Below are 26445 nucleotides of genomic sequence, written 5' to 3' on the forward strand. Positions count from 1 at the left end.
CGTCAGCGCCGCGGCCGGTACCCGCTCGCCGGGCGCCGGCTCGCGTCGCCGAACCGTCGGGACCGCGGCTCGCTGCCCAGCGGCGTCTGCGGGCGGCCGTCGTCGGTGGGCACCGGGCCCGGCTGACAGGTCGGGCACCAGAACGCGGTGCGCTCCTTGAGCACCGGCCCGATCATCGCGACCCGGACGGTGGTGCCGCAGCGATGACAGGGCCGACCGGAGCGGGCGTGCACGAAGGTCCGCATCCCGGGCCGCGAGTCGTGCGTGGTGGTCTGCACCGACTGGGTGGCGCCCCGCTCCAGCAACCGCCGAGCCCGGCGCAACACCGCGTCCAGGTCGGCGTCGCCGACCCGCGTCCACGGCGAGAGCCGTTGCAGGAACAGGGTCTCCGCCATGTACATGGTCCCGATGCCGGCGACCGTCGTCTGGTCGAGCAGGGCCGCACCGAGGTGCCGGTCGGGGCCGGCGGCCAGCCGGCGCACCGACTCCGGCAGCCCGGAGACCGGGAAGTCGGGCGCCAGGATGTCCGGCCCGAGATGGCCGATCAGCGACGGCTCCTCGGCGGTGGGGATCAGGTCGAGCAGGCCGAGCCAGCTGCCGACCGCGGTCCAGTCCTGGTTGCCCAGCACGGCCCGTACCGCGACGCCACCGGGGCGCGGCCAGTGTTCGTCCCCCGGCGGCACGATCGCCCACCGGCCCTCCATGCGCAGGTGCGAGCGCAGGGTCAGCGGCTCCGCGGAGACGGTCTCGAACCGCCGCCCACTCGCGTCGGGTGCCGCCCCGATCCGGGTGAGGATCTGCTTGCCGTGCGAGCGCACCTCGACCACCCGGCGCCCGGCCAGGTCGACACCGCCCAGGTCCGCCCAGCGCAGCTCGGTCCGGGTCAGCACCCGATCGGCCAGCGCCTGGTGCAACCGGGTGGCCGTCCGCAGCACGGTGTCGCCCTCAGGCACGGACCATCCCCGCTCCGGCGGTCGCCGGCCGGAGCCGCAGTCCGCGGGGCGTCCGGCTGAACCCGGCCTCGACCAGGGCGTCCACCACGGCGCCGGCCGCGGTGAGCGCGTCGGCCTGGTCGACCTTGCTCACGGTGAGCGAGCCGATCCAGCCGCCGGTCACCCGGCTGGCCAGCGCCCGGGCCCCGGCCTCCAGCCGCGCCGGGTCGTCGGTGAAGGTGAGCAGGGACCGGCCGCCGCGCTCGGTGAACAGGGTGAGCTCCCCGTCGACGAGCACGACCAGGGCACCGGCCCGGCGGGCCGGTCGGTGTCGTTCCGACTCGGTCTCCCGGGCCGGCCACGGCAACGCGGCACCGTACGGGTTGGCCGGGTCGGCGGCCGCCAGCACCACCGCCTCCAGTGCCGGCTCGGGGGCGTCCGGCGCGGGCGCGTACCCGCGGATCCGGTCGACCGCTCCGGCGGTGGCGAACTGGGCGGCGCCCAGGCTCTCCACGAAGTACCCGCGCCGGACCCGGCCGGCCTCCTCGAACGCGGCCAGGATCCGGTACACCGCGGCGAAGCCGCCCGGCGTCCCCTCGGCGACCACCGACCCGCGGGTCACCACGCCGTACCGGTCGAGCAGCACCTCGGCCGCGGCGGACGCCCGCACCGTCGGATCCGTCTCCACCTCGGGGACCAGCGACCAACGACCGGCGACCGCCGCCGATCCCGGTCGACGACTGCCGGTGGCCCGGCCGGGCCGGTTGGCCGAGAGCAGCGACAGCCCGGACATCCGGGTCCGGGTGCGCGGCGCCGCCCGGGAAGTGGTGCGGTGCGCGGTGCTGCCCGCGGTCAGTCGGGCGCGGACCGGGGTCAACGTGTCGCCGGTGACCAGACCGCTGAGCACCAGGTCCCACAGCGCCTGCTCCCAGTCGGTGTCCGACACCCGGACCGGGCCACCCGCGCCGCCGTCCCGGGCCAGGTCGGCGCTCGCCGCCTCGACCAGCGCCGGGAAGAAGTAGGCCCCGCCGCGTGCCAGGGTGGCCAACAGCGCCCGGTGCACCGCACCGGCCGGCGGCGTGCGCGGTCGCATCGGGGCGGTGCCCCCGTCGGCCGGGGCGGCACCCCTGTCCGCCGGGGCGTCCCCGCCGCCGGCCGCGGGACCCGCCGCCGGCCCAGACTCCCGGGCGTGCTCCGGCCACCGGTCGTCGTCGGAGATCGGCAGGGTGAGCGCGGCCGTCTCGGCCAGGTGCAGCGACATCCAGCAGTCGGCGCCGCCGAGGGCGCCGTGCCCGGTCCACACCACCTCACCGGAGGCCATCAGCTCGTCCAGCCAGGCCGGCCGGTAGGTGGGCACCCGCGCCGGCAGGATCACCGACTCCAGCGCACTGGCGGGGATGACCGCGCCGGCCAACTGCTCGACCGCGCGCACCACCGCCCCCGGCCCGCCGGACCGACGCGCGCCGCCGCCGCCCGGATCACCGATCGGGGCGATCCCGTTCCAGGCGGGCAGGAACCGGCCGAGCGCGGACGGCGGCACCGGCTCCACCTCGGACCGCAGCGCGGCCAGCGACCGACGGCGCAGCAGCCGCAGCACCTCGGCGTCGACGAACTCCCGGACCCCGTCGGTCGCGGCGTGCCGGGGACCCATGGCAGCACCGGTCGCGCCACCCGGCGCTGCCGCGACTCCGAGCGGCCGGAACTCCCCCTCGGCCAGCCGGCCCGTGCCGACCAGCCGGCGCAGCGCGTCGGCGACCACCGCGGTGCCCAACCCGAAGGTCGTCGCCGCGTCGGCGGCCACGAACGGCCCGCGGGTGCGCGCGTACCGGCCGAGCAGCCGGCCGAGCGGATCGGGTTGCGGATCCAGCAGCGAGCTCGCGATGCCCGGCGGCAGCGGGACGCCGAGCGCGTCCCGCAGCAGCGGGGCGTCGGCCGGGTCGGCCCAGGACTCGCGCCCGCCGACCCGGACCACGATGGCGCGGCGGGCGGCCTGCAGCTCGTCCAGCGCGGCGGCCGGCTCGGGCACCAGCGCCGGGTCGACCCGGGCGGCCACCTGCTCGGTGGTCAGCGGACCGAGGATGCGCAGCAGGTCGGCGATCTCGTCGGGGTTGCGGGCCCGGCGCTGCCCGGAGAGCCGTTGCAGGTCGGCCTCGGTCCGGGCCAGCGCCTCCGGATCGAGCAGGTCCCGCAGGGCCAGACCGTCGCCGCTGCCGAGCAGTTCGGCCAGCAGGGTCGGGTCGACCGTCAGCGCCGCGGCCCGCTTCTCGGCCAGCGGGGAGTCGCCCTCGTACAGGAACTGGGCGACGTAGCCGAACAACAGCGACCCGGCGAACGGCGACGGGCTCTGCGTGGTCACCTCGACGATCCGCACCCGGCGGGCCTGCAGGTCGCGCATCACCTCGACCAGCGCGGGCACGTCGAACACGTCCGAGAGGCACTCCCGCACCGCCTCGGCCACGATCGGGAACGTCGGGTACTGGGCCGCCACCTCCAGCAGCTGGGAGGCGCGTTGGCGCTGCTGCCACAACGGTTGTCGCTTGCCGATCTGCCGGCGCGGCAGCAGCAGCGCCCGGGCCGCGCACTCCCGGAACCGCGCGGCGAACACGGCCGACCCACCGACCTCGGCGGTCACCTCGGCCTCCACGCTGGCCGGGTCCAGCAGCACCGCGTCGAGCAGGGCCGGCCCCTCGGCGCCACCCCCGTCGGCCCCACGGCCGGCGCCGCCGAACGGGAACAGGTCGTCCGCGCCGTCCAGGTCCGGGTCGTCGAACAGCGGCCCGGAGGAGGTGATGTCGGTGTCGGGCAGCCGCAGCACGATGCCGTCGTCGGAGTGCATGGCCTGCACGTCCACGCCGAACCGTTCCCGCATCCGGGCCGCGATGACCAGGGCCCACGGAGCGTGCACCGCGGCGCCGTAGGGCGAGTGCAGCACCAGTCGCCAGTCGCCCAGCTCGTCCCGGAACCGTTCCAGCACCAGGGTGCGCTCGTCGGGGACCAGCCCGACCGCCTCGCGCTGCTCGGTCAGGTAGGCCAGCAGGTTGTCGGCCGCGAAGACGTCCAGCCCGGCACCGGTCAGCTCGACCGCGGCGGCCGGGGCGTCCAGCGAGCTGATCCGGCGGACGAACTCGCCGTGGGCCCGGCCCAGCTCGGCGGGCCGGCCGAGGGTGTCGCCCTTCCAGAACGGCAACCGCCCCGGCTGGCCCGGCGCCGGCACGACCAGCACCTGGTCGTGGGTGATCTCGACGATCCGCCACGAACTAGACCCGAGCGCGAAGACGTCGCCGACCCGTGACTCGTAGACCATCTCCTCGTCGAGCTCGCCCACCCGCCGGGGCCCCCGCCCGCTCGGGTCCTCGCCGGAGGCCAGGAACACCCCGTACAGCCCGCGGTCCGGGATGGTGCCGCCGGAGGTGACGGCCAGCCGCTGCGCGCCCGGGCGGCCGGTCAGCTGGCCGGTGACCCGGTCCCAGGTCAGCCGGGGTCGCAGCTCGGCGAACTGCTCGCTCGGGTAGCGCCCGGAGAGCATGTCCAGCACCGACTCCAGCGGGCCACGGCCGAGCGTGGCGAACGGCGCGGACCGGCGCAGCAGTTCCAGCAGCTCGTCGACGGTGATCGGGTCCATCGCGCAGATGGCCACGATCTGCTGCGCGGCGATGTCCAGCGGGTTGCTGACCACCGACAGCGCCTCGATGGCGCCGTCCCGCATCCGGCCGGCCACCACGGCCGCCGACACCAGGTCACCGCGATACTTCGGGAACATGACTCCGTGGCTGGGCGCCCCCACCTGGTGCCCGGCCCGGCCGATGCGCTGCAGCCCACTGGCCACCGACGGCGGTGCCTCGACCTGGATGACCAGGTCGACCGCGCCCATGTCGACACCGAGCTCCAGCGAGGACGTGGCCACCACCGCCGGCAGCCGGCCCGTCTTGAGATCGTCCTCGATGAGGGAGCGCTGCTCCCGGGACACCGACCCGTGGTGGGCCCGGGCCAGCACGGCCGGCGCCCCTGCGGACGCCCCGGCCTGGGCCATGATCTCGGCCGGAGCGCCGCGACCGGGCTGCCAGCCGCCGTCCTGGCCGTCCGGTCCCCCGTCCCGGTCCACCCCTGCGTCCGCCGCGGCCGCCTCCCGCTCGACGACCCGCTCGGCCTCCCGATCAGCATGGATCTCGTTGATCCGGGCGGTGAGTCGCTCGGCCAGCCGCCGGGAGTTGGCGAAGACGATGGTCGACCGGTGTTCCTCGATGAGGTCGACGACCCGCTCCTCGACGTGCGGCCAGATCGAGGTGCGTTGCGGCTCCCCGGCCGCGTTGCCCGTCAGGTCGCCGGTCTGCTCCCCCAGGGCGGACATGTCGGCGACGGGGACGACGACGTCGACGTCGAGCTCCTTGGTCGATGGTGGGCGCACCACCGTGACGGGTCGGCCGCCGGTGAGGAACCGACCGACCTCCTCCATCGGCCGCACGGTCGCCGACAGCCCGATCCGCTGGGCCGGGGCGTCCAGCAGCAGGTCCAGCCGGTCCAACGAGACGGCCATGTGCGCACCGCGTTTCGTGCCGGCGACGGCGTGCACCTCGTCGACGATCACGGTGGTGACACCGGTGAGCATCTCCCGCGCCCGGCTGGTGAGCAGCAGGAACAGCGACTCCGGCGTGGTGATGAGGATGTCGGCGCCGTCCTTGGCGAACGCCCGTCGGTCGCCGGCCGGGGTGTCACCGGACCGGACCGCCACCGTCGGGGTCCGCAGCGTCTCGCCCCGGCGCGCAGCCAGCGACCCGATGCCGATGAGCGGGGCCCGCAGGTTGCGCTCGACGTCGACGGCCAGCGCCTTCAGCGGCGACAGGTAGAGCACCCGGCAGCGGCGCTCCTTGCTCTCCGGCGGCTCCACGGTGGCCAGGTCGTCGATCGCGGACAGGAACGCAGCCAGCGTCTTGCCCGAGCCGGTCGGCGCGACGACGAGGGTGTGTTCGCCCCGACCGATGGCCGACCAGGCACCCGCCTGGGCGGCCGTTGGCGCGGCGAAGGCACCGGTGAACCAGTCCCGCACCACGGGCGAGAACCGCTGCAGCGCCGGCTCCGCCGCTGTCCCGTCGTCCTGACTCATGCCGTCCGTTCCGTTCGTGACGCCCGCCCACCGGGCCGGCCCCTCGGGCCCCGGTGATCGTTCCCCGACGCCGGCCCGGTCAGACCGGTCAGTCCTGGCCGCGACCGGTCGACTGCTGCAACCGGTCGATGTGCTCGGACGCCTCGGCCTTGGTCAGATCGGCCGGCAGTTCCTCGCCGGCCTCCCGGGCCAGGGTGTCCAGGTAACTGCGCTGCGGACCCGTCATCGGTTCGTCCCCGGTCACCCACTCCGACGGGTCCTTGCTGGCGGTGTTGTCGGGGTCGGGACGAGCACCGCCGAGGGTCTCGGAGCTGTCCGACTGCTGCGCGTTCTTCCCTGTCTCGGTCATGGGCGAGATGGTAGGCCGGACCTCCGACAGCGCCCCTGACGAGCGACCTCGCCGCTCGACCGCTCGGCCGCGCACCGTCCGACCCCGGCGCCCGCGCCGGTTTCCGGAACTCCGTCGCCCGTCCGGATCGGCTGCATCCGCGTCCCGGCCACGCCGTGTAGTCCCTGTGCGCGCACTGATCGACGAACGAGGCCTCTCCACCCAGTTCCACCCGGGTCGTCCCGCTCGGCCGGCCCGGCCACGGACCCAGCTCTGGAGGAGACATGCGACGACTGGCGACAGCTGCCGTCGCCGGCGCGGCCATGGTGGCCGCCTCGGTGATCGCGGCCCCGATGGCCGCGGCAGCGGCGGACGACACCGGCACCGTGTACGTGGTGCACGGCATCCCCGACACCCCCGTCGACGTCTGGGTCGACGGGACCTTGACCCTCGACGACTTCGCCCCCGGCTCGGTGGCCGGCCCGCTGCCGCTGCCCGCCGGCAGCTACGACGTGGCGATCACCGCGCCGGACGCGACCGACGACTCGTCACCGCTGCTCAGCGCCACGGCTGAGGTGGCCAGCGGCGCCAGCGCCACCCTGGTCGCCCACCTGCAGGTCGGTGGTACACCGACCGTCACCGCGTTCAGCAACGACACCTCGTCGCTGTCCGCGGGCCAGAGCCGGTTGGTGGTGCGCCATGTCGCCGACGCGCCGGCGGTCGACGTCCGGGCGGGCGGTGCCGTGGTGCTGTCCGGGGTGACCAATCCGCAGCAGGGCGCCCTCGTCGTGCCGGCCGGCACGGTCTCGGCCGACGTGACCCTGGCCGGCACCGACACCGTGGTGCTCGGCCCGGCCTCGCTGGACCTGGCCGCCGGGTCGGCCACCTTCGTCCACGCCATCGGGTCGGCCGACGACGGCACCCTCTCGCTGGTCGCCTTCACCGTCTCCGGTCTGGGCGGCACACCGTCGGGCGTGCCGGCCGGCGGTGGACCGGCCGACAGCCCCTTGTCGCTGGTGCTGGTGATCGGACTGGTCGCCGCCGGCGGGGCCGCGGTGGCCTTCGGTGGCCGGCGACTGCTGGCCGACCGGCAGCCGTGAGGCCTCCGACCGGGACGGGGTGCGCCACCCCGTCCCGGCCGGAGCCGGACCCGTCCACCGCCATCCCCGGCCGGACCGGTCGGGGACGGCGGGGTCGGGCGGTGGCCATGGTGGTGCTCGGCACGGTGGTGGTCGTCGGCGCCCCGACGGCCCGCTGGCTGACCACCGGCGACGCCGCGGGGCAGCACGTGAGCACGGTGGACGCGGCGGCGGCGCAGGCTCTGGCCGCACCCTCGACCCCCCCGGGCCTGACACCTTCGACCACGACGTCAGCATCCCCGTCAGCACCGTCGACCGCCGATCCCGCGCCGTCCACGACGCCTGCGTCGACGATCGCACCGGAACCATCGCCGGCTCCGACTCCGGCCTCCTCGGCCGCACCGGCACCGGCTCCCGGCGCTCCGGTCGAGATCAGCATCGAGCGGCTCCGTGTCGCTGCCGCGGTGGTCCCGGTCGGCGTCCGGTCGGACGGTCAACTCGAGATCCCCCAGGACGTCCGCACGCTCGGGTGGTACCGGTTCGGCCCCACGCCCGGCGCGACGACCGGGTCGGCGGTCGTCACCGGACACGTGGACGACGCCCGGCAGGGCGCGGGAGTGTTCGCCCGCCTCGGCGACCTGGCTCCGGGCGACCGGTTGCAGGTCGTCGATGAGGCCGGCACCGCGCGATGGTTCACCGTGGTGGCGCGGGAGCAGTGGGCGAAGGCGGACGTGCCACTGGACCGGCTGTTCGACGCAGGTGGGGCGGGCCGGCTGGTGCTGGTCACCTGCGGCGGCGACTTCGACGGCGACGACGGCGTGTACCAGGACAACATCGCGGTCACCGCGGTCCCCGATCAGGCGTGAGCGCGTCGCGCTCGGCGGGCGGGCCCGGTGGCATCAACTAGGGTGGCCCGCGTGTCGGTGCCCGCGTCCCCCTCCTCGGAGTCAGGGAGATCCGCACCGATCAGCGACGCCACGATGAGCCCGCAGGCCCAGGACGAGCTGCTGAACCAGCAGTTCCGGGAGGGCGGTCCAGCGGTGCTCAAGGCGGCCTACGACCGGTACTCGTCGATGGTCTACCGACTGGGGCTGCTCAGCCTGCGCGACCACCACGATGCCGAGGACCTCGTCCAGCAGGTGTTCGTCCGGGCCTGGCGCGGCCGTGGCGGGTTCGACCCGACCCGCGGCTCGCTGCCCGGATGGTTGCTGGGCATCACCCGGCGCCTGGTCGCCGACCGGTTCGCCGCGCTGGACCGGGACCGCAAGGTGCAGGCCGCGGCCCAGAGCGTGGCCCAGCCGACCACCGAGACCAGTGGTGCGGAACGGGTCGTGGACCGTGTGGTGATGGGCGACAAGCTGGAGCAGTTGCCCGCCGCCCAGCAGTTGGTGCTGCGGCTGGCGTTCTTCGACGGATTGACGCACACCGAGATCGCCGAGGCGACGAGCCTGCCGCTCGGCACGGTCAAGAGCCACATCCGGCGAGCTCTGGCGAACCTTCGCAAGCAGTGGGAGGTGGACGGTGCCTCGTCGTGACGACCTGCCGGACCAGGATCTCCCGGACGAGTTCCCGTCCGTGAGCGGCCACCCCGCCACCGACGACCTCGCGGTCCTGGCCCTCGGCGACCACGTCGAGACCGAGGACCTGTACGACCACGTGCTGGAGTGCGCCCGCTGCCAGCAGGTGGTGTCCGAGTTCGAGCACGCGATGCAGTGGGTCACGGCCACCGCGACGCCGGGCCCGACGCCAGGCCCGGCGGTGTGGTCGGCGGTGCTGGGCGAGCTGGGCGACGATCTGACCACCAGTTCCCGTCAGGCCGAGGCCCCGACCGAGTACCTGGGCCGCGGCGGCCTGGTCGTGGCCGGTGCCACCGAGAGCGGCTCGGGCGACCACGTCTTCCGCGGCGAGCCCGGCACCCTGGGCGAGTTCCCGCCGGTCGCGGCGGCACCGGAGACCGACCACGGCGCGCCGGCCGGCGACGAACTCGCCGCCGTCCGCACCCGCCGTCGCCGATGGGCGACGTCGCTGGTGGCGGCCGCGGTCGTCGGAGCCCTGGTCGGTGGCGGCATCGTCTTCGCCACCCGGGACCGGGAACCGGATCTGCAGGTCCAGGCCCGGGCCGACCTCACCCCGGTCGCCGGCGGCATCATCACCGACACCGACCGCACCTTCGGATCCGCGCAGCTGATCGACGCCGGCGGGCGCGAGGAGCTCCGGGTGCGGACCGACGACCTTCCGCAGATCGACGGGACCTACGAGGTGTGGTTGCTCGGCCAGGAGGGCCGAATGGTGTCGCTGGGCGTGCTGCACGACGGACACGGCACCTTCACGGTGCCCGGCGGCACCGATCTGGGCGAGTACCGCCTGGTCGACATCTCGGACGAACCCCTGGACGGCAACCCGGTCCACTCCGGCAACAGCGTCGTGCGCGGTGACCTGCAGTGATCCGCCGATCCCCGTCCGCGAGGTGAGCGCGCCGCCCACGCGGGGCATCGAGGACGCCCGGGCGGAGCCTGCCCCGCACGTCGAGTGGCGACGCGCCCCAGCCAATGCCGCGACCCCCGTGGTGCTGGTGCTGCCCGGGGGCAAGGAGTTCTCGACCGATCCGGTCCCGGACCGCACCGTCGGCCGGGTCCGGATGCGCGCCTTCGCCCGGGTCCTGGCCGAGCGGTGCCCCGAGGTCGCGGTGGGCACCGTGCGCTACCGGCGGCGCGGCTGGAACGACGCCCAGCGGGACGCCGCCGTCGACGTCGAACGGGTGCTCGCCGAGTTGGCCGGGCACGGTCCGGTCGTGCTGGTCGGGCACTCGATGGGCGGTCGCGCGGCCGTCGCCGCCGCGGGCGCGCCCCGGGTCCGCGGCGTGGTCGCGCTGGCGCCGTGGCTGACCGACGGCGACGCGGTGACGCCGGTGCGGGGGCGGACGGTGGTGCTGGCCCACGGGGCCCGGGACCGCTGGGTCCGGCCCGAGCTGTCGCTCCGCTGGGCCGAGCGCGCGGCCGGCGTCCCGGATCGACTGGCCCGGTTCGTGGTGCCCGGCGACGTGCACATGATGTGGGTGCACCGCAGCTGGTGGCACCACCTCGCCGTGGCCGCCGTGTCGGCCTGTCTCGACGGCCCGGTGGACCCGGTGCTGACGGCGGGGTTCGCCGCCGCCGCCGAGGGCCGGCTGGACGTCCCGTTGACCCGCCCGGGCCATCCCGTCACGCCGGTCGAGCGGCCCCACTGACGCGGACCCGGCCGGATCACACCCTGCCCGGATCGGACATCTCGGGCACACTGGACGTTCGCCGCCCCGTCACTCCCCCAGCTGCCCGAGGACGAGGTGCACCCGAGGCCTGGTGGGACCCGCCGCCCTGGGCGGACTACCGTTCGTTCGGTGAACGAACGGTCCGGGTTGCGCGACTTGGCGCCGATCGCCGTGCCGGCCTACGGGCCCACGCTGGTCGGCGCGATCGGCACCGGCGCGGTGCTCCCGGTGATCGCACTGAGCGCCGTCGAACTCGGCGCGGGCGTCGGCATGGCCGCATTGCTCGTGGCCCTGCTCGGCATCGGCCAACTGATCGCCGACCTCCCGGCCGGCGCCCTGGCCGCCCGCCTCGGCGAGCGGCGCGCGCTGATGTTGGCCTGCGGCCTGGAGTTCGCGGGTGGGTTGGGTGCCCTGGTCGCCCCGAACGTCCTGGTGCTGGGCGCGTCGGTCCTGGTCATCGGGTTCGCGGCCGCGGTGTTCGGGTTGGCCCGGCAGTCCTGGCTGACCGCGGCCGTCCCGGTCGGTCTGCGCGCCCGGGCGCTGTCCACGCTGGGCGGGGTGGCCCGGATCGGCATGTTCATCGGACCGTTCGTCGGCGCGCTGGCCATCACCCTCATCGGCATCCGGGGCGCGTACCTGGTCGACATGATCGCCGCGGTGGCCGCGTTCGCGCTGGTCGCCGGCACCCGCGACCTGACCGGCCCGCCGGCCATCGACCGAGCCGGCCCGCCGGCCGATCCGGTCGACACGGTCGACACGGTCGACACGGTCGATCCCAGCGGTCCGGCCGGGCCGGTCCGGCCCGCCGAGCCGGAGCGAGGTGATGGCGTGTTGCGCGCCCTGGTCCGGCACCGCCGGGTGCTCGGCACGCTCGGGGTCGGCGTGCTGCTGTTGTCACTCGCCCGGTCCGGCCGGAACACGATCATCCCGCTGTGGGCGGCGGCGAGCGGGCTGAGCGCCGCACAGGTGTCGCTGGTCGTCGGCATCGCCGGAGCCGTCGACATGCTCCTGTTCTATCCGGCGGGCGCCGTGATGGACCGGCGCGGCCGGCTCGCCGTCGCCTTGCCGAGTCTGGCCGTGATGAGTGCGGGGTTCGTGCTGCTGACCGTCATGCACGGCTTCGTGCCCGTGCTGCTGGCGGCGATGCTGCTCGCCCTGGGCAACGGCATCGGCGCCGGCGTGGTGATGACCCTGGGCGCGGACGCGGCTCCGGCGGCGGGCCGACCACAGTTCCTGGCCGGATGGCGGTTGATGGCCGACTCGGGCGCCGCGCTGGGACCGGCGCTGATCGCCGTGGTGACGGCGGTGGCCACCCTGGCCTGGGCGGCCGTGCTGCTCGCCGTCCTGAGCGTGGCCGGCGGGCTGTGGCTGCGCCGGTACGTCCCGGCCCTCGACCCGGTGATCGCGCGGCCGGCGGACCAGGTCAGCCAGCGCCGGTCGCCGCGGCACGGGCGACGGTCAACCCGGACGCGCTGATCCCGACAACCAGGTCGCGCAGCGCCACCACGGTCGGGGCATCCAGCCGGTCATGGGTGGTCAACACCCCGACGACGGCGCAGCCCGCGGCCCGCGCGGCTGCGACCCCGGCGGGCGCGTCCTCCAGCACCAGGCACTCCTGCGGCGGGACCCCGATCGCCGCGGCCCCGGCCAGGAACGGATCCGGCGCCGGCTTGCCCCGCGGCACGTCGTCCGCGGTGACGATGGCCGGCGGCACCGGCAGCCCGGCGGCGGCGATGCGGGCGGCGGCCAGCCGCCGGCCGCAACTGGTGACCACGGCCCAGCGATCGGCCGGCAGGGCGGCCAGCAGCTCCTGGGCGCCGGGCTGCGCGACCACGCCTCCGGTGTCGGTCGACTCCTGATCGACCATGAAGGCGTGGTGCGCGCGCACCTCGTCCTCGGGCATGTCCGGGTACTGCCGGCGCAGCACCTGGTCGACCGGCATGCCGTGCATGACCGGTTCCAGTTCCGCGAACGGCCGGCCGATCCGGTCGGCCAGCCTGCGCCAGGCCCGTCCCACGCTGGCCGAGGAGTCGATGAGCGTGCCGTCCAGGTCGAACAGCAGGGCCTGGGCGGTCGACGGGAACCCGTCCTCGGTCGGGTGCTGGGCGTCGGTCACCGGACCACCCTGGCACACCCTCCGGACCGCACCCCGATGGCCGTCCGGACCTGCAGAGGACGAACGGCCCGGTGACCGAGCATTTTGACTCGACGAGGGCCCTCGCTCATGCTGGCCCGCGGACGGTCCGTTGGGGACCGCCCACCGGCATGCCGGGCCGGCGCAGGCGCGCCGGCTCGACCGCTCGACGGTCGGCTGCCGACCCCCGCGACGACGCGGCCGCAGCGCACCGGCGCACGACGGATCCGTCCGGCCCGCGGCCGGCGCCGTCGTGCCGCGAACGCCCGGCGAGCGAGCCCGCCGATGTACCGAGCAGGAGACGCCTGAAGATGCCCCCCGGTTCCCGTACCGTCGCGCCCGCTCCGACCGTCGCCGACTCGCCCCTGCTGGCCGAGCTGCTCGAGCAGCACCGGCGGGACGACGCCCAGCGGTCGCTGTCCCCGGCCTTCTGGGTCGACGTGGCCCGGCGCGGCACGCCGCTCGTCGAGGCCGGTCCGGCCGCCGACCGGATGCTGGTCACCTTCCTGTTCCGCGCCGATCCGCGCAGCACGGCCCAGGTCTACCTGGAACTCCTCGGCGTCACCGACCGCTCGCAGCTGGCGGCCAGCAGCCTGCGGCCGGTGGAGGGCACGGACGTGTGGTGGGTCACGCTCGAGCTGCCGTCCGACTGGCGGTCGACCTACCGGCTAGTGCCGTCCCCGGACCCGCTCGTCCCGCCGGCCCCGGCCGGCACCCGGGCCGAGCGCAGCTGGTGGGTGCAGGTCACCGAGGCGGCGCAGCCTGATCCGTACCAGCTGCAGCCGGCACGCCGGGTGCACCACCGCACGGTGAGCCGGCTCGCCGGCCCCGACGCCCCCGATCAGTCGTGGTGGTCGGCGCCGGTGGCCTTCGAGGACCGCGGCGAGACCACGCACCTGCGGTGGGCCAGCGAGCAGCTCGGCGTCGAGCGCACCGTGTGGGTGCATCGCACCAAGGGCGCGTCGGCCGACGGCGACCTGCTCGTCCTGGTCGACGGCCGGGTCTGGATCGAGGACCTGCACGTCGACGCGCTGGCCGACCGGCTGGTCGCCGACGGCCGGCAGCGGCCGCTGACCGTGGTGATGATCGACTCCGTCGATCCCGCCCGCCGCCGGGCGGAGCTGCCGCCGAACCCGGCATTCCTGTGGGCGGTGGTGCACGAGCTGCTGCCGACCATCAAGGACCTACCGACCGATCCGGCTCGCACGGTGGTCGCCGGGCCGTCCTTCGGCGGGCTGTTCGCCCTGTTCGCGGCACTCACCGCACCGCAGCGGTTCGGCCGGGCCCTGGCCCTGTCGGGATCGTTCTGGTGGCCGGGCAACAGCTCTGCTGACGTCGATCTCGACCGGTTCCCGCAGGCCGAGTACCTCACCCACCTGATCCAGCGCGGGGTGCCGGACGACCTTCGGGTCCACCTGCGGGTGGGACTCGGCGAGTTCACCTCGATCGATCCGACCCTGCGGGTGGCCGACGCTCTCGGCAAGGCCGGGGTGGCCGACCAGCCGCACGTGCACCGGTTCGCCGGCGGGCATGACTGGACGTGCTGGCAGGACGGTCTCGTCGCCGGACTGGCTGACCTGCTGCCGCTGCGGCGGTGAACCCGGCGCGGCTGGTTTGACTCCCGGCCGCCGGGGTTCGTAGGTTCCAGGCGCGACCGACGACCGCATGCGTCCTCGGGCGCCCGCCCTGTGTCCGCGGTCAGCCCGATCCGTCCGGGAGGGCTGACTTCGTCGACCTGTTGGAGTGGTGGGTGCCGTCGTCATCGCTGTTCCCCGTGTGCCTCCTGGGCCGTCCGCCCGTCGTCCTGCCGACCTCGTCGGGGCGCCCGTGACGAACGGTGGCCTGGCCCGGGTGCTCGCCGATCTCTCGGCCGAGGTGACGCGGATCGACCTGGCCGCCGCCCGACTGGACCGGGTCGTCCGGGTGGCCCGCGACGTCCTGGGGGTCGACAGCGTCGGGATGCTGCTGCTCGACGAGGACGAGCAGCTGCGCACCGTCGCCACCACCGGTGACGCCGCCGAGGCGCTGGAACGGGTCCAGGAACGCCTGGGGCTCGGACCTGGCGTCGACTGCTCCCGCGACCGGACCGTGGTCGCCGTCGACGACCTGGCCGCCGTACCGGCGTACGCGCCGCTGTGGCACGAGCTGGGCGACCGTGGCGTCCGGGCCGTGCTGGCCGTCCCGGTGGGGATGGGGCACCAGCACGTCGGCAACCTGAACTCGGTCCGCACCGAGGCGTACGCCTGGACCGAGTCCGACGTTCGCACCGCCGCCGCGTTCGCGGAACTGATCGCCGATCTGCTGGCCCTGTCGAGCCCGGGACCGTCCGGCTCGGCGCCGGTGACCGCCGGCGAGGGCGTCGAGGTGCTCGGTCACCTGCACGTCGTGGCTCCCGACCAGGACGCCGGGTCGAACTCGTGAACGCCCGCATCGACGCCGCCGCGCTCGCCTCGAGCCTGCGGCGCCTGGAGCGCCCGCCGCCCGGCGAGCTGCTGGAGACGAGCATCACGCGGTTGCTGGTCGCCTGCCGTGAGTTGTTCGACGTGGCCGGCGCCGGCCTGATGCTGGCCGACCGGGACGGCACGCTGCGGTACTTCCTGGCCATGGAACCGGCCAGCCGCGTCCTCGAGGCGGCGCAGATCAGCACCGGCGAAGGGCCGTGCGTCGACACGTACCTGCTGGACCAGGTGGTGATCACCGACGACGTCACCACCGACCCGCGCTGGCCGTCGTTGGCGCCGCTGATCGCGGACCAGGGCCTCGGGGCGGTCATCGGCGTGCCCGTGCACCTGTCCGGCACCGCGGTCGGCAGCCTGGACGTCTACGCCGACCGGGCGCAGCCGTGGGACGAGAGCACCCGGCAGGGCCTGGTCCGGTTCGGCGAGGTGGCCGACTCCATGCTGGCCGCGGCGACGGCGGCCGAGCAGGCCGGCGAGCTGGCCCAACAGCTGCAGTACGCCGTCGACTACCGCTCGGTCATCGAGCGGGCGGTCGGGTACCTGATGGCCCGGGACCGCCTGTCGGAGACCGACGCCTTCGACCGGTTGCGTCGCGCCGCCCGCGGCAGCCGGCGCAAGATCACCGATGTCGCCCGTGCCCTGCTCGAGTCCGGCCGACTGCCGGGCGAGACGGCCGGGCGACGCGCATGACCGACTCCGTGACCACCGGCGGTGGGCCCGACGGGTTCGACGGGTCCGTCGGGCCCACCGTCCCGATGGAAGACAGGTCCAGCCTGCGTGCCGGCGTGTCCGCGCTGGCCGCCGAGCTCGGCGCGAAGCGCAGCGACGCCGCCTCGGGCCTCAGGCAGCTGCTGCAGTGGGTGTCCGCTGATCTCCCCGAGGGCACCGGGGCCGCCCTGGTCCAGTGCGCCGGGCACTCGATGCGCACCCTGGCCAGCACCACACCGGCGTTGCCGCACCTGGTCCGGGCCCAGCAGGAGCTTCGCCAGGGCCCGGTCCGGGAGGCCACCGCCACCGGGGTGCCCGTGGCGGTGGACGACCTGACCGTGGACCCGCGGTGGCCGGCAGTGCGCGAGGCCGCCCCGACGTTCGGCGTGCGCGCGCTGCTGGTCCAGCCGCTGGCCCCCACCCGGGGTGTGCCCACGATGCTGCTGCTGTCCGCGGCTGCGGTCGGGACCTTCACCGGACCGGTGCGGTCCGCCGTCGAGCTCGCGGCCGGCACGGTCTCGCTGGCCGTCGTCGCGCTGGACCAGCGCGATCAGGTCCGGCACCTCACCCTCGCCCTGGACAGCAACCGGCAGATCGGCGCGGCGGTCGGCGTGGTGATGACGCGGCGGCGGCTCACCTACGACCAGGCCTTCGAGGTGTTGTTGCGGGCCAGCCGGGACGGCAACCGGAAGCTTCGCGACGTGGCTGACTGGGTACTGACCACCGGGACCCTCCCCGAACCTGAGGACGACGGGAGCCGGCTCCCGCCCACCGGCTGATCGACGGATCACCGGCCTTTCCCGCCCATCCCGGCACGCGCAGCGTTGCCGCCGGCTCTCCCGAAGGGGTCGGCACCGTGCTGGCTGTCGGAACCACGACCAGGATGCCCCTGCCCGCGCCCCGTGGCGATGTCAGCCACCACGCCGTCGTCGGACACCTGGCCGCCTTCGAGATGACCTCGTCGCTGCCGAACAAGTCGCTGCCGAACAAGCTGTACGGCAACGGGTTGCGCCGTCTGGGGCTTCGGCGTGGACGCCACCCTGTTCTTCGAACAGCACGTCGAGGCGGACGCGGTCCACGAGCAGGTGGTCGGCCGGCGACTCGTCCCTCCGACCGGTGTCGGGGGGCCTTCCGTCGAGTCGGTGCCGAACGTCCAGGAGCACTCAGTGAGCGACAGTCCGATCGACAGCCGGATCGGTTCGACATCCGATGATCTCGCCGTTCCGGCAGCGCACGCCGTACTGCGACGGGACGCACAAGCTGGGACGGCGTCCACCGGCCGATCCGGCGCCGGCGACCTGACCGGGCCGGTGGAGCGGCCGCCGGGACGGTGCAGGACGAGCTCACAGTGGAGTCACCGGCGCCCGGTACTGTTTGATGCACGTCCTACGGTAGGCCGCCGATGCGGTGCGCGTCGCGGACGGTCATCGAGCGGGCCGGTCGCCGGGCGGCCGGACGGGGTGAGGTGGGCCATGCGCGGTCGCGCTGCACCGGACGTGCTGCAGGGCCCCGAGGTCGGAGACATCGAGTTGCTGGAGTTGCTGAAGGCGCTCGCCGACCCCGCCCGGCTGTATCTGCTCGGCCGGCTCAGCGACGGCCGGTGGCACCGGCTCGGCGATTACCTGCCCGAGCTGCAGGTACACAAGTCGACGCTGTCCCACCATCTCAAGGTGCTGCGCGAGGCCGGGATCACCGCCACCCGGGTGGTCGGCCGGGATCGTGAGACGTGCTTGCGTCGAGACGATCTCGAGCTGCGCTTCCCCGGGCTGCTGCCCGCACTGGCCGCCGGCGCCCGGGGTGCGATCCGGCCCGATCAGGATCCGGACGGCCGAGCGGTGGTGACCACCCCGTCGGGCGCGACCGGCTCGCCCACCGGGGACACCGCGGGTGCCGCGGGTGCCGACGACCGGGCCCGGATCTCCTGACGGAGGGCACGGACCTCGGCCACCACCCGCTTCCACACGACCATTCGCGAACAACGCGCCCGACGATTCGTGCATTCATTTCGACGCACGGCCAGCCGATCACCTGAACCGTTGCTGAGAACGTCCGGCGCCACGACGCCGAACGCACCCGGAGAAGACGACACATCGTGCACCGGATCGATCTCCGAGCGTCGGAACATGCCGTCGACACTGCCTCCGGGAACGCCGGAGCGGACAGGCGGTCAGGAATGTCTGCCGTAGAACGCATCCAGCGTGTCGCACAGCAACTCCGGCGCCTCGTCCGCAACGTCGATGCCGACGTCACCGAGGTTGACGAACTCACCGTGCTGCAGCAGCGGCATGGCCGCGATCGTGTGGTCCAGCAACATCTCTCGCTCACCGACCGCGGCCAGCACGGGACGCGTGACGGCCCGGAAGATGGGCCGGTGGTCGGTCCGACCCACCGTGTTGTGCCCGTCCGGGCGGTGCTCACCGGCGAGCAGGAACTCGGCGGTGGAACGGGCCACCACCCGCGGCGCCACCGACGCACTGCTGATCTCCCACCGGCGCCGCCAGTCGGCCAGCACGTCGTCGCCGTCGGCGGTGTAGACCGGCGGCAGCTCCTCGTCGATGCGGATGCGCACCGGGTCATCCGCCTCGAACAGCGCCAGGCCCCAGACCGCCACCGCCCGCACCCGGTCCGGCCGTTCCGCGGCGATGGTCATGGACACCGACGACCCGGTGTGGTGCCCGAACCAGTGGGCGGAGTCGTACCCGAGGGCGGCCACCGCGTCGCCGACCACCTGCCCGTACTCGGACAGCGTGGGCAGGCTCGGCATCGGGTCCGAGTTCCCGTAGCCGGGGAGGTCGACCGCCATCACCCGGTAGCCGCGACGGGCCAGCGGCTCCATGATCGCCTCCCACATCAGCGAGGAGCTGGCCACCTGGTGCAGCAGCACCAGGGGCACGCCGCCGGGATCACCGGACATGCGGACGTGGACCTGGCCGTGTGGGGCGTCCACGTAGGTCTTGTGGGTCAGGGGCAGGGTGCTCAGCGACGCCATGGCGACTCCGGTTCCGGCTCGAGGACTGCGGGTGCCGACAGCATCGCCGCGCCCGGTTGCCCCCGGAGCGCCGCGCCGTTGCCCCGCCGTTGCGCCGGTGCGGTGCTCCCCGCGCTGGCGGTCAGCCGGCGGCCTGGTCCTCACCGTCGGGCTGCGCCGCTCCCGCGTCGGCCTCGACACCGCCGCGCAGCGCGAGCCGGGTCGCGACGGCAGCCTTGCGCAGCGCGCCGTGCTCGGCCGCGTAGCCACCGACCACCCCGACCACCGGCAACGCGGACAGCATCCGGAACGGCAGCCGACCCTTCGGCCGGGCATCCAGCAGGTCGTCGATCCGGCCCAGCAGGCCGGCCACGCTCAGCAGGGCCCGGACGCTGCCGGTGATGCCCTTGCGGTCCTCCGGCTTGCCCAACGCCTCGTCCACGTAGGGGGCGACACCGCCCCGCAGCAGCTCGGTGACCCGCTCGGCGGTCAGCTCGCGCTCCAGCAGGACCCGGGCCAGCACCGACACCCGCTCCGCCCGGTGCTCGGCACCGGTCAGCCCGTGCTCGCGGGCGACTCCCAGCACCACCAGTGACTGCATCGCGGCCCCGACGGTGTTCTGCAGCGGCAGCAGGTCGGCGGCCTTGCCCATGAACCGTGGCGTGGCCGAGACACCCGCGGCCAGCGTGCTCACCTTGTCGGCCCACCACCGCGCCCGCAGCCCGGGCGGGGCGCTCTCCGGCGACCGGCCGAGCACCGAGATGACCGGTGCCCAGATCTGGTCGACCCGGCTGAGCAGTTCGACGACGAACGAGTCCGATGCGGCTGCCACGCCTGCCACCGTACGGCCGCCCGCTCCGCGCCCGGACGGCGACCGTCCGCATGCTCCGACCGCGGCCGGGGCCGCCTAGGATCCACGTCGGGCCCCCGTAGCTCAGTGGATAGAGCACAGGTTTCCTAAACCTGGTGTCGGCAGTTCGATCCTGCCCGGGGGCACTTCCGCGCGACCGGGTCCACCCGCATCGCTCTCCCGGAATGTCCCGTCTCCCGGCATGGTTCAAGGTCCGTGACCGGACCGATGGCGAGCCGCCACCGGTGACACCAGCACGAGGAGACAGCGATGTCGGACTTCAACGCCCAGGTCATCGAGGAGTTCCGGGCCAACGCCGGGCAGGTCGGCGGCCCGTTCGCCGGCGCCCCCATGGTCCTGGTCCACCATGTGGGTCGTCGCAGCGGGCGCGAGTTCACCGCCCCGATGATGTACCTGCCGCACGATGACGACGGCGACCGCATCTTCATCTTCGCGTCCAAGGGCGGCGCGCCGACCGATCCGGACTGGTACCGCAACCTGATCGCCGCCGGGCGGGGTCGCGTCGAGATCGGCACCGAGACCTTCGACGTCGAGGTCCGCGAGCTCACCGGTACCGATCGGGACCGCGTCTACGCCGAGCAGGCCCGGCGCTTCCCCGGCTTCGCCGACTACGAGCGCAAGACCGCCGGGATCCGCACCATCCCGGTGCTCGAGCTCACTCGGGTCGAGGCCGCCGCCGCCTGACGGCCGGACGCCCCGACCCCTCGGGGTATCGACCGGGGCGCGACCGGATCCGGTGCAGCAGGACGGCGTCCGCCGCCCGTGCCTGCTCAGCAAGGAGCGTGGGCCATGACCACGACCCTCATCCCCACCGGGACCCCGATGTCCACGAGCACCCGGGTCATCGGTCCGGGCGACCTCATCCGCGCCGTACCGGCGCGGACCCGCACGTTGATGCAGGACGCGAAGGGCGACCGGGCCAGGGCCGTCCGGCTGCTGCTGGAGCAACTCGCTTCGATGGGCTTGCTCACCGAGCACGAGGTCGAGACCCTGGCCGAGATGGTCGATCTCGGGTTCGCGGTGAAGGCCCGGACGGTCCCCGCCGCCGATGCGGCGGCGCGCGTCCGCGCCCGGACCGACGAGCTCGTCGCCTCTGGGACGGCGGGCCCGATCGCGCTGGCCTTCGCCACGGCCGCAGCGGCGTCCTACGATCCGACCGACCGGACTCCGGGCAACGGCGCGACCGTCTTGGCGGCGGCCACCGCCGCCAAGAAGGGCGGCTGGATGGAGACCTTGGCCGGCGCCGGGGCCGTCATCGGCACCGTCCTCGGTGGATCGGACGGTGGCGCACTGGGTGCAGCCGTGGGCAGCGTCGTCGGCAAGATCGTCGACGAGTGCCTGGACTGATTCCGGACCTCAGCCGACCGGGCGGCCGCCGGTGAAGACCGGCGGCCGCTTGGTCAGGAAGGCCGCGACCCCCTCGGCGCCGTCGGCGGACGCCGCGGCGGATGCCAGCGTCGAGCCCTCCTGCGCCCACCGGGTCGGCCGGTCGGTCTCGGTGGCCGTGGCCACCATCCGCTTGACCACGCCGAACGCCGCGGTCGGGCCGGACGCCAGCCGCCCGGCCAGCTCCAGTGCGCGCGCCGCCAGCTCCTCATCGGGCACCACCTCGGTGACCAGTCCCCACTCGACGGCCTCGGCCGCCAGGACCGGCCGGTTCAGCAGCAGCACCGCCGAGGCCCGGACGCGGCCCACCGCCCGGGTCAGCGTCCAGGTCAGGCCGGCGTCCGGGCTGAAGCCGATCGCGGTGTAGGCGCTGACGAACCGCGCACCCGACCCGGCCAGCACCACGTCCGCGCCGCAGGCGAGCCCGAACCCGGCTCCTGCCGCCGCACCCTGGACGGCGGCCACCACCGGGCCGTCCAGGTCGGCCAGGATCCGCTGCGCCTCGTGCAGCGCATCGGTCACCGCGTGCAGGTGCCCGGTGAGGGCCTCCGGCCCGAAGGACGCGAACTCGCGCAGGTCACCGCCCACGCAGAAGTTGCTGCCGTCCGCCGTGAGCAGCACGGCGCGCACCTCGGCCGCGCGGCACTGCTGGGCCGCGTCCCGCAGCGCTCGGGCGGTGGCCAGGCCGATGGCGTTGCCCACCTCGGGCCGGGTCAGCCGCAGCCGGGCCAGTCCCTCCGTGATCGTCAGGTCGACCGGGTCCATCCGTGGCATCCCCGTTCCGGCATCGGTGGGCTCCGGCTCGGCTCGGTACGCCGTCGGCCGAACTCGTGCAGGACGGTAACAGTGACCCGCCGGTCGGGCCGCGTCACCCGACCGGCCCGACCAGCCGCCCGCGCTTCGACGCGATGCCGCACGAGCGCCGTTGTCCAGCAACATATCCCGGAGTCCAGACCGCCGGTCGACAGGCCCAGGACGCCCGCCGGCACAGCCCACCGTCAGGCCCGGACGAGCGGCCCGTCGGCCCGAGCCGCGATCCCCGCGGATCACGCCACCGGCCGAACGCCCTCGTCCGGCCACCGTCCCCAGGCGTAGCGTCGATCGGGTGGATGTTGATCCCCAGAACGCACCGGGGCCGCAGGCCGCCGAGACCGCCACCGTCGCCGCACTCGTGCCGCCGCCCGACCTGCCCCGCACGGTCGGCGAGCTGCGCGCGTCCGGGCACACGCTGCGCGGCGTCAAACGAGAGATCCGCGACAACCTGCTGACCGCGCTACGGACCGGCACCGAACCGTGGCCCGGCATCGTCGGCTTCGAGGGCACCGTGCTGCCGCAGCTGGAACGCGCACTGCTGGCCGGCCACGACGTGGTGCTGCTGGGCGAGCGCGGGCAGGGCAAGAGCCGGCTGCTGCGCTCCCTGGTCGGGCTGCTCGACGAGTGGGATCCGGTGATCGAGGGCTCGGAGATCGGCGAGCACCCGTACCAGCCGATCACGCCCGCCTCGGTGCGCCGGGCCAACGACCTGGGCGACGAGCTGCCGGTCCGCTGGCGGCACCGCAGCGAGCGTTACGCCGAGAAGCTCGCCACCCCGGACACCGCGGTGGCCGACCTCATCGGTGACGTGGACCCGGTCAAGGTGGCCGAGGGCCGGTCGCTCGGCGATCCGGAGACGATCCACTACGGCCTGGTCCCCCGCGCGCACCGCGGCATCATCACCGTGAACGAGCTGCCGGACCTGGCCGAGCGGATCCAGGTGTCGCTGCTGAACGTGATGGAGGAGCGGGACATCCAGGTCCGCGGCTACACGCTGCGGCTGCCGCTGGACGTGCTGCTGGTCGCCTCGGCGAACCCGGAGGACTACACCAACCGCGGTCGCATCATCACACCGCTCAAGGACCGCTTCGGCGCGGAGATCCGCACCCACTACCCGCTCGAACTGACGGACGAGATCGCGGTCGTCGAACAGGAGGCCGAGCTGGTCGCCGACGTCCCCGCCCACCTGCTCGACATCGTGGCCCGCTTCACCCGGCACCTGCGCGAGTCCTCGGCCATCGACCAGGGCTCCGGTGTGTCGGCACGCTTCTCGGTCGCCGCGGCCGAGACGGTGGCCGCCGCGGCGCTCCGTCGCGCCGCCCTGACCGGCGAGACCACCGCGGTGGCCCGGCCGATCGACCTGGAGTCGGTGCCGGAGGTGCTGCGCGGCAAGCTCGAGTTCACCTCCGGCGAGGAGGGCCGTGAGCAGGAGCATCTCGAGCACCTGCTGCGCCGGGCCACCGCCGAGACGGCCCGCGCGCGGCTGCGCGGCATCGACCTGACGCCACTGGCCGAGGCGGTGACCCGCACCCCGGTGCGGACCGGGGACGGGGTGCCGGCCGCCGAGGTCGTCGCCGCCCTGCCGGACACCCCGGTGCTCACCGAGGTGGCCCGCCGGCTCGGTGTGGTCGGCACCGAGGATCCGGGACCGATGGCCTCGGCCGCGGAACTGGCGCTGGAGCTGCTGTTCCTGACCCGCAAGGTGGCCAAGGACCCGAGCGACGACGGCACGGCGGTCCGCTATGGCTGACCCGGCCGGGTCCGATCGGCGCGCGCACCTGCGCGGACCGCACCGGTACGCCTACGGCCGCTACACCGGCGGCGCCGATCCACTGGCGCCCCCGGTCGATCTGCGCGCCGCGGTCGATCGGCTCGGCCAGGAGGTGATGGAGGGCAGTTCCCCGTCGCAGGCCCTGCAGGAGCTGCTGCGGCAGGGGATCGACGGCCGGACCGGCCTGGACGAGCTGACCCGCCAGCTGTGGGAACGCCGCCGGGACCTGCAGCGCCGCACCAACTTCGACGGCACCCTGCAGGAGGTGCGCCGACTGTTGGAACGCGCCCTGGAGGCCGAGCGCACCGCGCTGCAGCCGCAGGCCGGGGACGACGCCCGCTTCCGGGAGATGCAGCTGGACGCGCTCCCGTCGGACACCGGCGGCGCCGTGCGTGAGCTGAGCGCCTACGACTGGCAGTCGGCCGAGGCGCGGCAGGCCTACCAGGACATCCAGGACCTGCTGGGCCGAGAGCTGCTGGAGCAGCGGTTCTCCGGGATGAAGGAGGCCCTGCAGCAGGCCACCCCGCAGGACGTGGCCCGGATCAAGGACATGCTCTCGGACCTCAACCAGCTGCTGGAGCACCACCGCGATGGGCAGGACACCACCGCGGAGTTCGAGCGGTTCATGCAGCAGCACGGCGAGTTCTTCCCGGAACAGCCGTCCTCGACGGACGAGCTGGTCGACATCCTGGCCGAGCGCTCCGCGGCGGCCCAGCGGTTGATGAACTCGATGACGCCCGAGCAGCGGGCCGAGCTCGCTGCGCTCACCGAACAGGCGTTCGGCGACCCGCAGCTGGCCGCCCAGCTGGCCGAGCTCGACGCCCAGCTGCAGGGTCTGCGGCCCGGTGGGGACTGGGACGGCCGGAGCCGGGTCCGCGGCAAGGGCGCCGACCCCATGGGCCTGGGCGAGGCGACCCGGGCGTTGCAGGAGCTGGGCCGGCTGGACGCCCTGGCCGAGCAGCTCGGCCAGTCGTACCCCGGTGCCCGGCTCGACGACATCGATCTCGACGCGCTGCGTGAGGCGCTCGGGTCGCAGGCCTCGGCGGACGCCCGGGCCCTGGCCGACCTGGAGCGCGAACTGCGCGGCCAGGGACTGCTCACCCGCGCGCCCGACGGGTCACTCATGTTGTCCCCCAAGGCGCTCCGGCGGCTCGGCGAGGCGGCGCTGGCCGACGTGGTGGAGTCGTTGGGCAGCCGGGCCGGGCAGCGACAGACGCGGCGCAGCGGCGCCACCGGCGAGCCGACCGGCGCCAGCCGCCCCTGGGCCCACGGCGACACCGAGGCCTGGGACGTACCCCGGACGCTGCTGAACGCCACGGTGCGCCGGGCCGGCGGCGACACCCGGCCGCTGGACGTGACCGACGTCGAGGTGGTCGACACCGAACGACGCACCCGGGCCGCGGTGGCGCTGTGCGTCGACACGTCGTGGTCGATGGTGCAGGAGGGCCGGTGGGTCCCGATGAAGCGCACCGCCCTGGCGCTGCACCACCTGGTCTCCACCCGGTTCCGCAACGACGAACTGGCGTTGATCACCTTCGGGCGGACCGCCGAGGAGGTGGAACTCGGGAATCTGGTCGCGCTGGAAGGCGCCTGGATGCAGGGCACCAATCTTCATCACGCGTTGTTGTTGGCCGGACGCCATCTGCGACGTTTCCCGGATGCCACACCGGTGGTGCTGGTCGTCACCGACGGCGAGCCGACGGCGCACCTGGAATCCGACGGAACCCCGCATTTCTCCTATCCGCCGGATCCCCGCACCATCGCCGCCACCGTCGAGGAGATCGACCGGCTCACCGGCCGGTCCGCCGCCTTCACCTTCTTCGTCCTGGGCGAGGATCCGCGCCTGGTCGCGTTTCTGGACACGCTGGCCCGCCGCTGCGGCGGTCGCGTGGTCGCGCCGTCACTGGACGGATTGTCGGCCGAGGTGGTCGCGGACTATCTGCGCACCCGGCGCTGACCGGCGCAGGCTCCACCCGGCCGGCCGTCGTCGACCCGCCGCCGTCACGCTCGGATCACCGGTCGCTCGCGCCGCGCCCGGAATTTCCACCGGTCGAGTGGATCGGCGGACACGGGCGCTCCGCGTATGATGCGCAGGAAATTCCCAGCGGCAGTCGGACGGTATCCGTCAGGAATTTCGTGTCGCACTCACCAGTGATTCCTCCCCATGAAGGGCTCCCCATGGCGCAGCAGACTTCCGTGACGTTGGTCGACGATCTCGACGGCGGCCGAGCAGTCGAAACCGTCTCGTTCAGCCTGGACGGCGCGCAGTACGAGATCGACCTCAGCAAGAAGAATGCGGCCGCCCTGCGGAAGACGTTGTCGCAGTTCGTCGATCACGGTCGCAAGGTGCGCAGTGGCCGTCCCGCGGTGGCGCGCAACCGCTCCCGCCGGGCCACGGCCGGGAGCACCGGGCCGTCGCCGGCCGACGTCCGCAAGTGGGCGATGGACGCCGGGATCAGCGTCTCGCCCCGTGGCCGGATCTCGGCCGACGTCATCCGGCAGTACGAGGAAGCGGTCGGCTGACCGCGTCCCGTGTCACCGGCCACACCGAGCCGGTGACGGCGTTCCATGACGTGCCCGTCCTCGACGATGAGGGCGGGCACCGGCATGTCCGGGCCCGATCCGATCGGGGTGTTCCCGACCTCGAC

23 protein-coding genes, 1 tRNA gene and 1 pseudogene are annotated in these 26445 nt (G+C 74.4%); 18 read left to right on the forward strand and 7 right to left on the reverse strand.

Annotation, left to right across the window (positions count from 1 at the left end; translation table 11 throughout):
- Positions 1-2: 2 nt before the first annotated feature.
- The 3 genes from JL106_RS03490 to JL106_RS03500 form a co-directional block, all read right to left on the reverse strand.
- Positions 3-953: a DNA-formamidopyrimidine glycosylase family protein gene (locus JL106_RS03490; RefSeq protein ID WP_205259290.1), complete on the reverse strand. Its 951-nt coding sequence runs from the start codon at positions 951-953 to the stop codon at positions 3-5.
- Positions 946-6033: an Lhr family helicase gene (locus tag JL106_RS03495; protein WP_236006652.1), complete on the reverse strand. Its 5088-nt coding sequence runs from the start codon at positions 6031-6033 to the stop codon at positions 946-948. Before JL106_RS03495 ends, JL106_RS03490 begins: the two co-directional genes overlap by 8 nt.
- Positions 6034-6121: 88 nt before the next feature.
- Complete coding sequence (locus JL106_RS03500; RefSeq protein ID WP_205259291.1) at positions 6122-6382, reverse strand: DUF3072 domain-containing protein; 261 nt, start codon at positions 6380-6382, stop codon at positions 6122-6124.
- A 263-nt stretch (positions 6383-6645) separates the two neighbouring features.
- On the opposite strand from JL106_RS03500, the gene JL106_RS03505 reads away from it, so the two are divergent.
- From JL106_RS03505 to JL106_RS03530, 6 genes are all read left to right on the forward strand, one after another.
- Positions 6646-7461, forward strand: a complete 816-nt coding sequence (locus JL106_RS03505; protein ID WP_205259292.1) for a DUF4397 domain-containing protein — start codon at positions 6646-6648, stop codon at positions 7459-7461.
- A 107-nt stretch (positions 7462-7568) separates the two neighbouring features.
- Complete coding sequence (locus JL106_RS03510) at positions 7569-8306, forward strand: class F sortase (protein WP_236006717.1); 738 nt, start codon at positions 7569-7571, stop codon at positions 8304-8306.
- A 114-nt stretch (positions 8307-8420) separates the two neighbouring features.
- The gene (locus tag JL106_RS03515; protein WP_205259294.1) at positions 8421-8975 is read left to right on the forward strand and encodes an RNA polymerase sigma factor; all 555 of its coding nucleotides are present in this window, start codon (positions 8421-8423) and stop codon (positions 8973-8975) included.
- The gene (locus tag JL106_RS03520) at positions 8962-9885 is read left to right on the forward strand and encodes an anti-sigma factor (protein ID WP_205259295.1); all 924 of its coding nucleotides are present in this window, start codon (positions 8962-8964) and stop codon (positions 9883-9885) included. Before JL106_RS03515 ends, JL106_RS03520 begins: the two co-directional genes overlap by 14 nt.
- A gap of 22 nt (positions 9886-9907) precedes the next feature.
- Positions 9908-10666 carry an alpha/beta fold hydrolase gene (locus JL106_RS03525; protein WP_328841194.1) on the forward strand — a complete coding sequence of 253 codons (759 nt, stop codon included), beginning with the start codon at positions 9908-9910 and terminating at the stop codon, positions 10664-10666.
- A gap of 150 nt (positions 10667-10816) precedes the next feature.
- Complete coding sequence (locus JL106_RS03530; protein WP_205259296.1) at positions 10817-12163, forward strand: MFS transporter; 1347 nt, start codon at positions 10817-10819, stop codon at positions 12161-12163.
- Here JL106_RS03530 and JL106_RS03535 read toward each other — a convergent pair.
- A complete protein-coding gene (locus JL106_RS03535) occupies positions 12111-12803 on the reverse strand; it encodes an HAD-IA family hydrolase (RefSeq protein WP_205259297.1) in 693 nt (230 codons plus the stop codon). The two genes, JL106_RS03530 and JL106_RS03535, sit on opposite strands and share 53 nt — an antisense overlap.
- 329 nt (positions 12804-13132) lie before the next feature.
- On the opposite strand from JL106_RS03535, the gene fes reads away from it, so the two are divergent.
- From fes to JL106_RS03560, 6 genes and pseudogenes are all read left to right on the forward strand, one after another.
- A complete protein-coding gene (gene fes, locus JL106_RS03540) occupies positions 13133-14419 on the forward strand; it encodes an enterochelin esterase (RefSeq protein WP_205259298.1) in 1287 nt (428 codons plus the stop codon).
- 229 nt (positions 14420-14648) lie between these two features.
- Entirely contained in the window at positions 14649-15242 is a 594-nt protein-coding gene (locus JL106_RS03545) for a GAF domain-containing protein (protein ID WP_205259299.1), read from the forward strand.
- Complete coding sequence (locus JL106_RS03550; RefSeq protein WP_205259300.1) at positions 15239-15970, forward strand: GAF and ANTAR domain-containing protein; 732 nt, start codon at positions 15239-15241, stop codon at positions 15968-15970. Before JL106_RS03545 ends, JL106_RS03550 begins: the two co-directional genes overlap by 4 nt.
- Positions 15967-16767: an ANTAR domain-containing protein gene (locus JL106_RS03555; protein ID WP_205259301.1), complete on the forward strand. Its 801-nt coding sequence runs from the start codon at positions 15967-15969 to the stop codon at positions 16765-16767. Before JL106_RS03550 ends, JL106_RS03555 begins: the two co-directional genes overlap by 4 nt.
- Before the next feature lie 143 nt (positions 16768-16910).
- Positions 16911-17085: pseudogene (locus tag JL106_RS22370) on the forward strand (iron-containing redox enzyme family protein); the annotation flags it as partial.
- Positions 17086-17460: 375 nt separating this feature from the next.
- Positions 17461-17913: an ArsR/SmtB family transcription factor gene (locus JL106_RS03560; RefSeq protein ID WP_205259302.1), complete on the forward strand. Its 453-nt coding sequence runs from the start codon at positions 17461-17463 to the stop codon at positions 17911-17913.
- Between the two features lie 242 nt (positions 17914-18155).
- Here JL106_RS03560 and JL106_RS03565 read toward each other — a convergent pair whose 3' ends face one another.
- Together JL106_RS03565 and JL106_RS03570 are read right to left on the reverse strand one after the other, a co-directional pair.
- Positions 18156-18977, reverse strand: coding sequence for an alpha/beta fold hydrolase (locus tag JL106_RS03565; protein ID WP_205259303.1), 822 nt, complete (start codon positions 18975-18977; stop codon positions 18156-18158).
- A gap of 121 nt (positions 18978-19098) precedes the next feature.
- The gene (locus JL106_RS03570; RefSeq protein WP_205259304.1) at positions 19099-19788 is read right to left on the reverse strand and encodes a hypothetical protein; all 690 of its coding nucleotides are present in this window, start codon (positions 19786-19788) and stop codon (positions 19099-19101) included.
- A 91-nt stretch (positions 19789-19879) separates the two neighbouring features.
- Between JL106_RS03570 and JL106_RS03575 the strand changes: the two genes are divergently transcribed.
- From JL106_RS03575 to JL106_RS03585, 3 genes are all read left to right on the forward strand, one after another.
- A tRNA-Arg gene (locus JL106_RS03575) sits at positions 19880-19952 on the forward strand.
- Positions 19953-20076: 124 nt separating this feature from the next.
- The gene (locus JL106_RS03580) at positions 20077-20511 is read left to right on the forward strand and encodes a nitroreductase family deazaflavin-dependent oxidoreductase (protein ID WP_205259305.1); all 435 of its coding nucleotides are present in this window, start codon (positions 20077-20079) and stop codon (positions 20509-20511) included.
- A gap of 105 nt (positions 20512-20616) precedes the next feature.
- Positions 20617-21174, forward strand: a complete 558-nt coding sequence (locus JL106_RS03585) for a hypothetical protein (protein ID WP_205259306.1) — start codon at positions 20617-20619, stop codon at positions 21172-21174.
- Positions 21175-21183: 9 nt separating this feature from the next.
- Here JL106_RS03585 and JL106_RS03590 read toward each other — a convergent pair whose 3' ends face one another.
- Positions 21184-21978, reverse strand: a complete 795-nt coding sequence (locus JL106_RS03590) for an enoyl-CoA hydratase-related protein (protein ID WP_205259307.1) — start codon at positions 21976-21978, stop codon at positions 21184-21186.
- 406 nt (positions 21979-22384) lie between these two features.
- On the opposite strand from JL106_RS03590, the gene JL106_RS03595 reads away from it, so the two are divergent.
- From JL106_RS03595 to JL106_RS03605, 3 genes are all read left to right on the forward strand, one after another.
- The gene (locus JL106_RS03595) at positions 22385-23776 is read left to right on the forward strand and encodes an ATP-binding protein (protein WP_205259412.1); all 1392 of its coding nucleotides are present in this window, start codon (positions 22385-22387) and stop codon (positions 23774-23776) included.
- Positions 23769-25754 (forward strand): vWA domain-containing protein, encoded by a 1986-nt coding sequence (locus JL106_RS03600; RefSeq protein ID WP_205259308.1) that lies wholly within the window; start codon positions 23769-23771, stop codon positions 25752-25754. The genes JL106_RS03595 and JL106_RS03600 overlap by 8 nt, the downstream gene beginning before the upstream one ends.
- Before the next feature lie 221 nt (positions 25755-25975).
- Positions 25976-26320 carry a histone-like nucleoid-structuring protein Lsr2 gene (locus JL106_RS03605; RefSeq protein ID WP_205259309.1) on the forward strand — a complete coding sequence of 115 codons (345 nt, stop codon included), beginning with the start codon at positions 25976-25978 and terminating at the stop codon, positions 26318-26320.
- The last annotated feature ends 125 nt before the right edge of the window (positions 26321-26445 follow it).

This window comes from Nakamurella leprariae (assembly GCF_016918035.1).
GTDB lineage: Bacteria > Actinomycetota > Actinomycetes > Mycobacteriales > Nakamurellaceae > Nakamurella > Nakamurella leprariae.

Bases quoted from the DNA above. Each gene is read 5' to 3' on its own strand.
- JL106_RS03495 (WP_236006652.1), bottom strand. From the start codon at position 6,033: ATGAGTCAGGACGACGGGACAGCGGCGGAGCCGGCGCTGCAGCGGTTC.
- JL106_RS03500 (WP_205259291.1), bottom strand. From the start codon at position 6,382: ATGACCGAGACAGGGAAGAACGCGCAGCAGTCGGACAGCTCCGAGACC.
- JL106_RS03505 (WP_205259292.1), top strand. From the start codon at position 6,646: ATGCGACGACTGGCGACAGCTGCCGTCGCCGGCGCGGCCATGGTGGCC.
- JL106_RS03510 (WP_236006717.1), top strand. From the start codon at position 7,569: ATGGTGGTGCTCGGCACGGTGGTGGTCGTCGGCGCCCCGACGGCCCGC.
- JL106_RS03515 (WP_205259294.1), top strand. From the start codon at position 8,421: ATGAGCCCGCAGGCCCAGGACGAGCTGCTGAACCAGCAGTTCCGGGAG.
- fes (WP_205259298.1), top strand. From the start codon at position 13,133: ATGCCCCCCGGTTCCCGTACCGTCGCGCCCGCTCCGACCGTCGCCGAC.
- JL106_RS03555 (WP_205259301.1), top strand. From the start codon at position 15,967: ATGACCGACTCCGTGACCACCGGCGGTGGGCCCGACGGGTTCGACGGG.
- JL106_RS03560 (WP_205259302.1), top strand. From the start codon at position 17,461: ATGCGCGGTCGCGCTGCACCGGACGTGCTGCAGGGCCCCGAGGTCGGA.
- JL106_RS03565 (WP_205259303.1), bottom strand. From the start codon at position 18,977: ATGGCGTCGCTGAGCACCCTGCCCCTGACCCACAAGACCTACGTGGAC.
- JL106_RS03580 (WP_205259305.1), top strand. From the start codon at position 20,077: ATGTCGGACTTCAACGCCCAGGTCATCGAGGAGTTCCGGGCCAACGCC.
- JL106_RS03585 (WP_205259306.1), top strand. From the start codon at position 20,617: ATGACCACGACCCTCATCCCCACCGGGACCCCGATGTCCACGAGCACC.
- JL106_RS03590 (WP_205259307.1), bottom strand. From the start codon at position 21,978: ATGGACCCGGTCGACCTGACGATCACGGAGGGACTGGCCCGGCTGCGG.
- JL106_RS03600 (WP_205259308.1), top strand. From the start codon at position 23,769: ATGGCTGACCCGGCCGGGTCCGATCGGCGCGCGCACCTGCGCGGACCG.
- JL106_RS03605 (WP_205259309.1), top strand. From the start codon at position 25,976: ATGGCGCAGCAGACTTCCGTGACGTTGGTCGACGATCTCGACGGCGGC.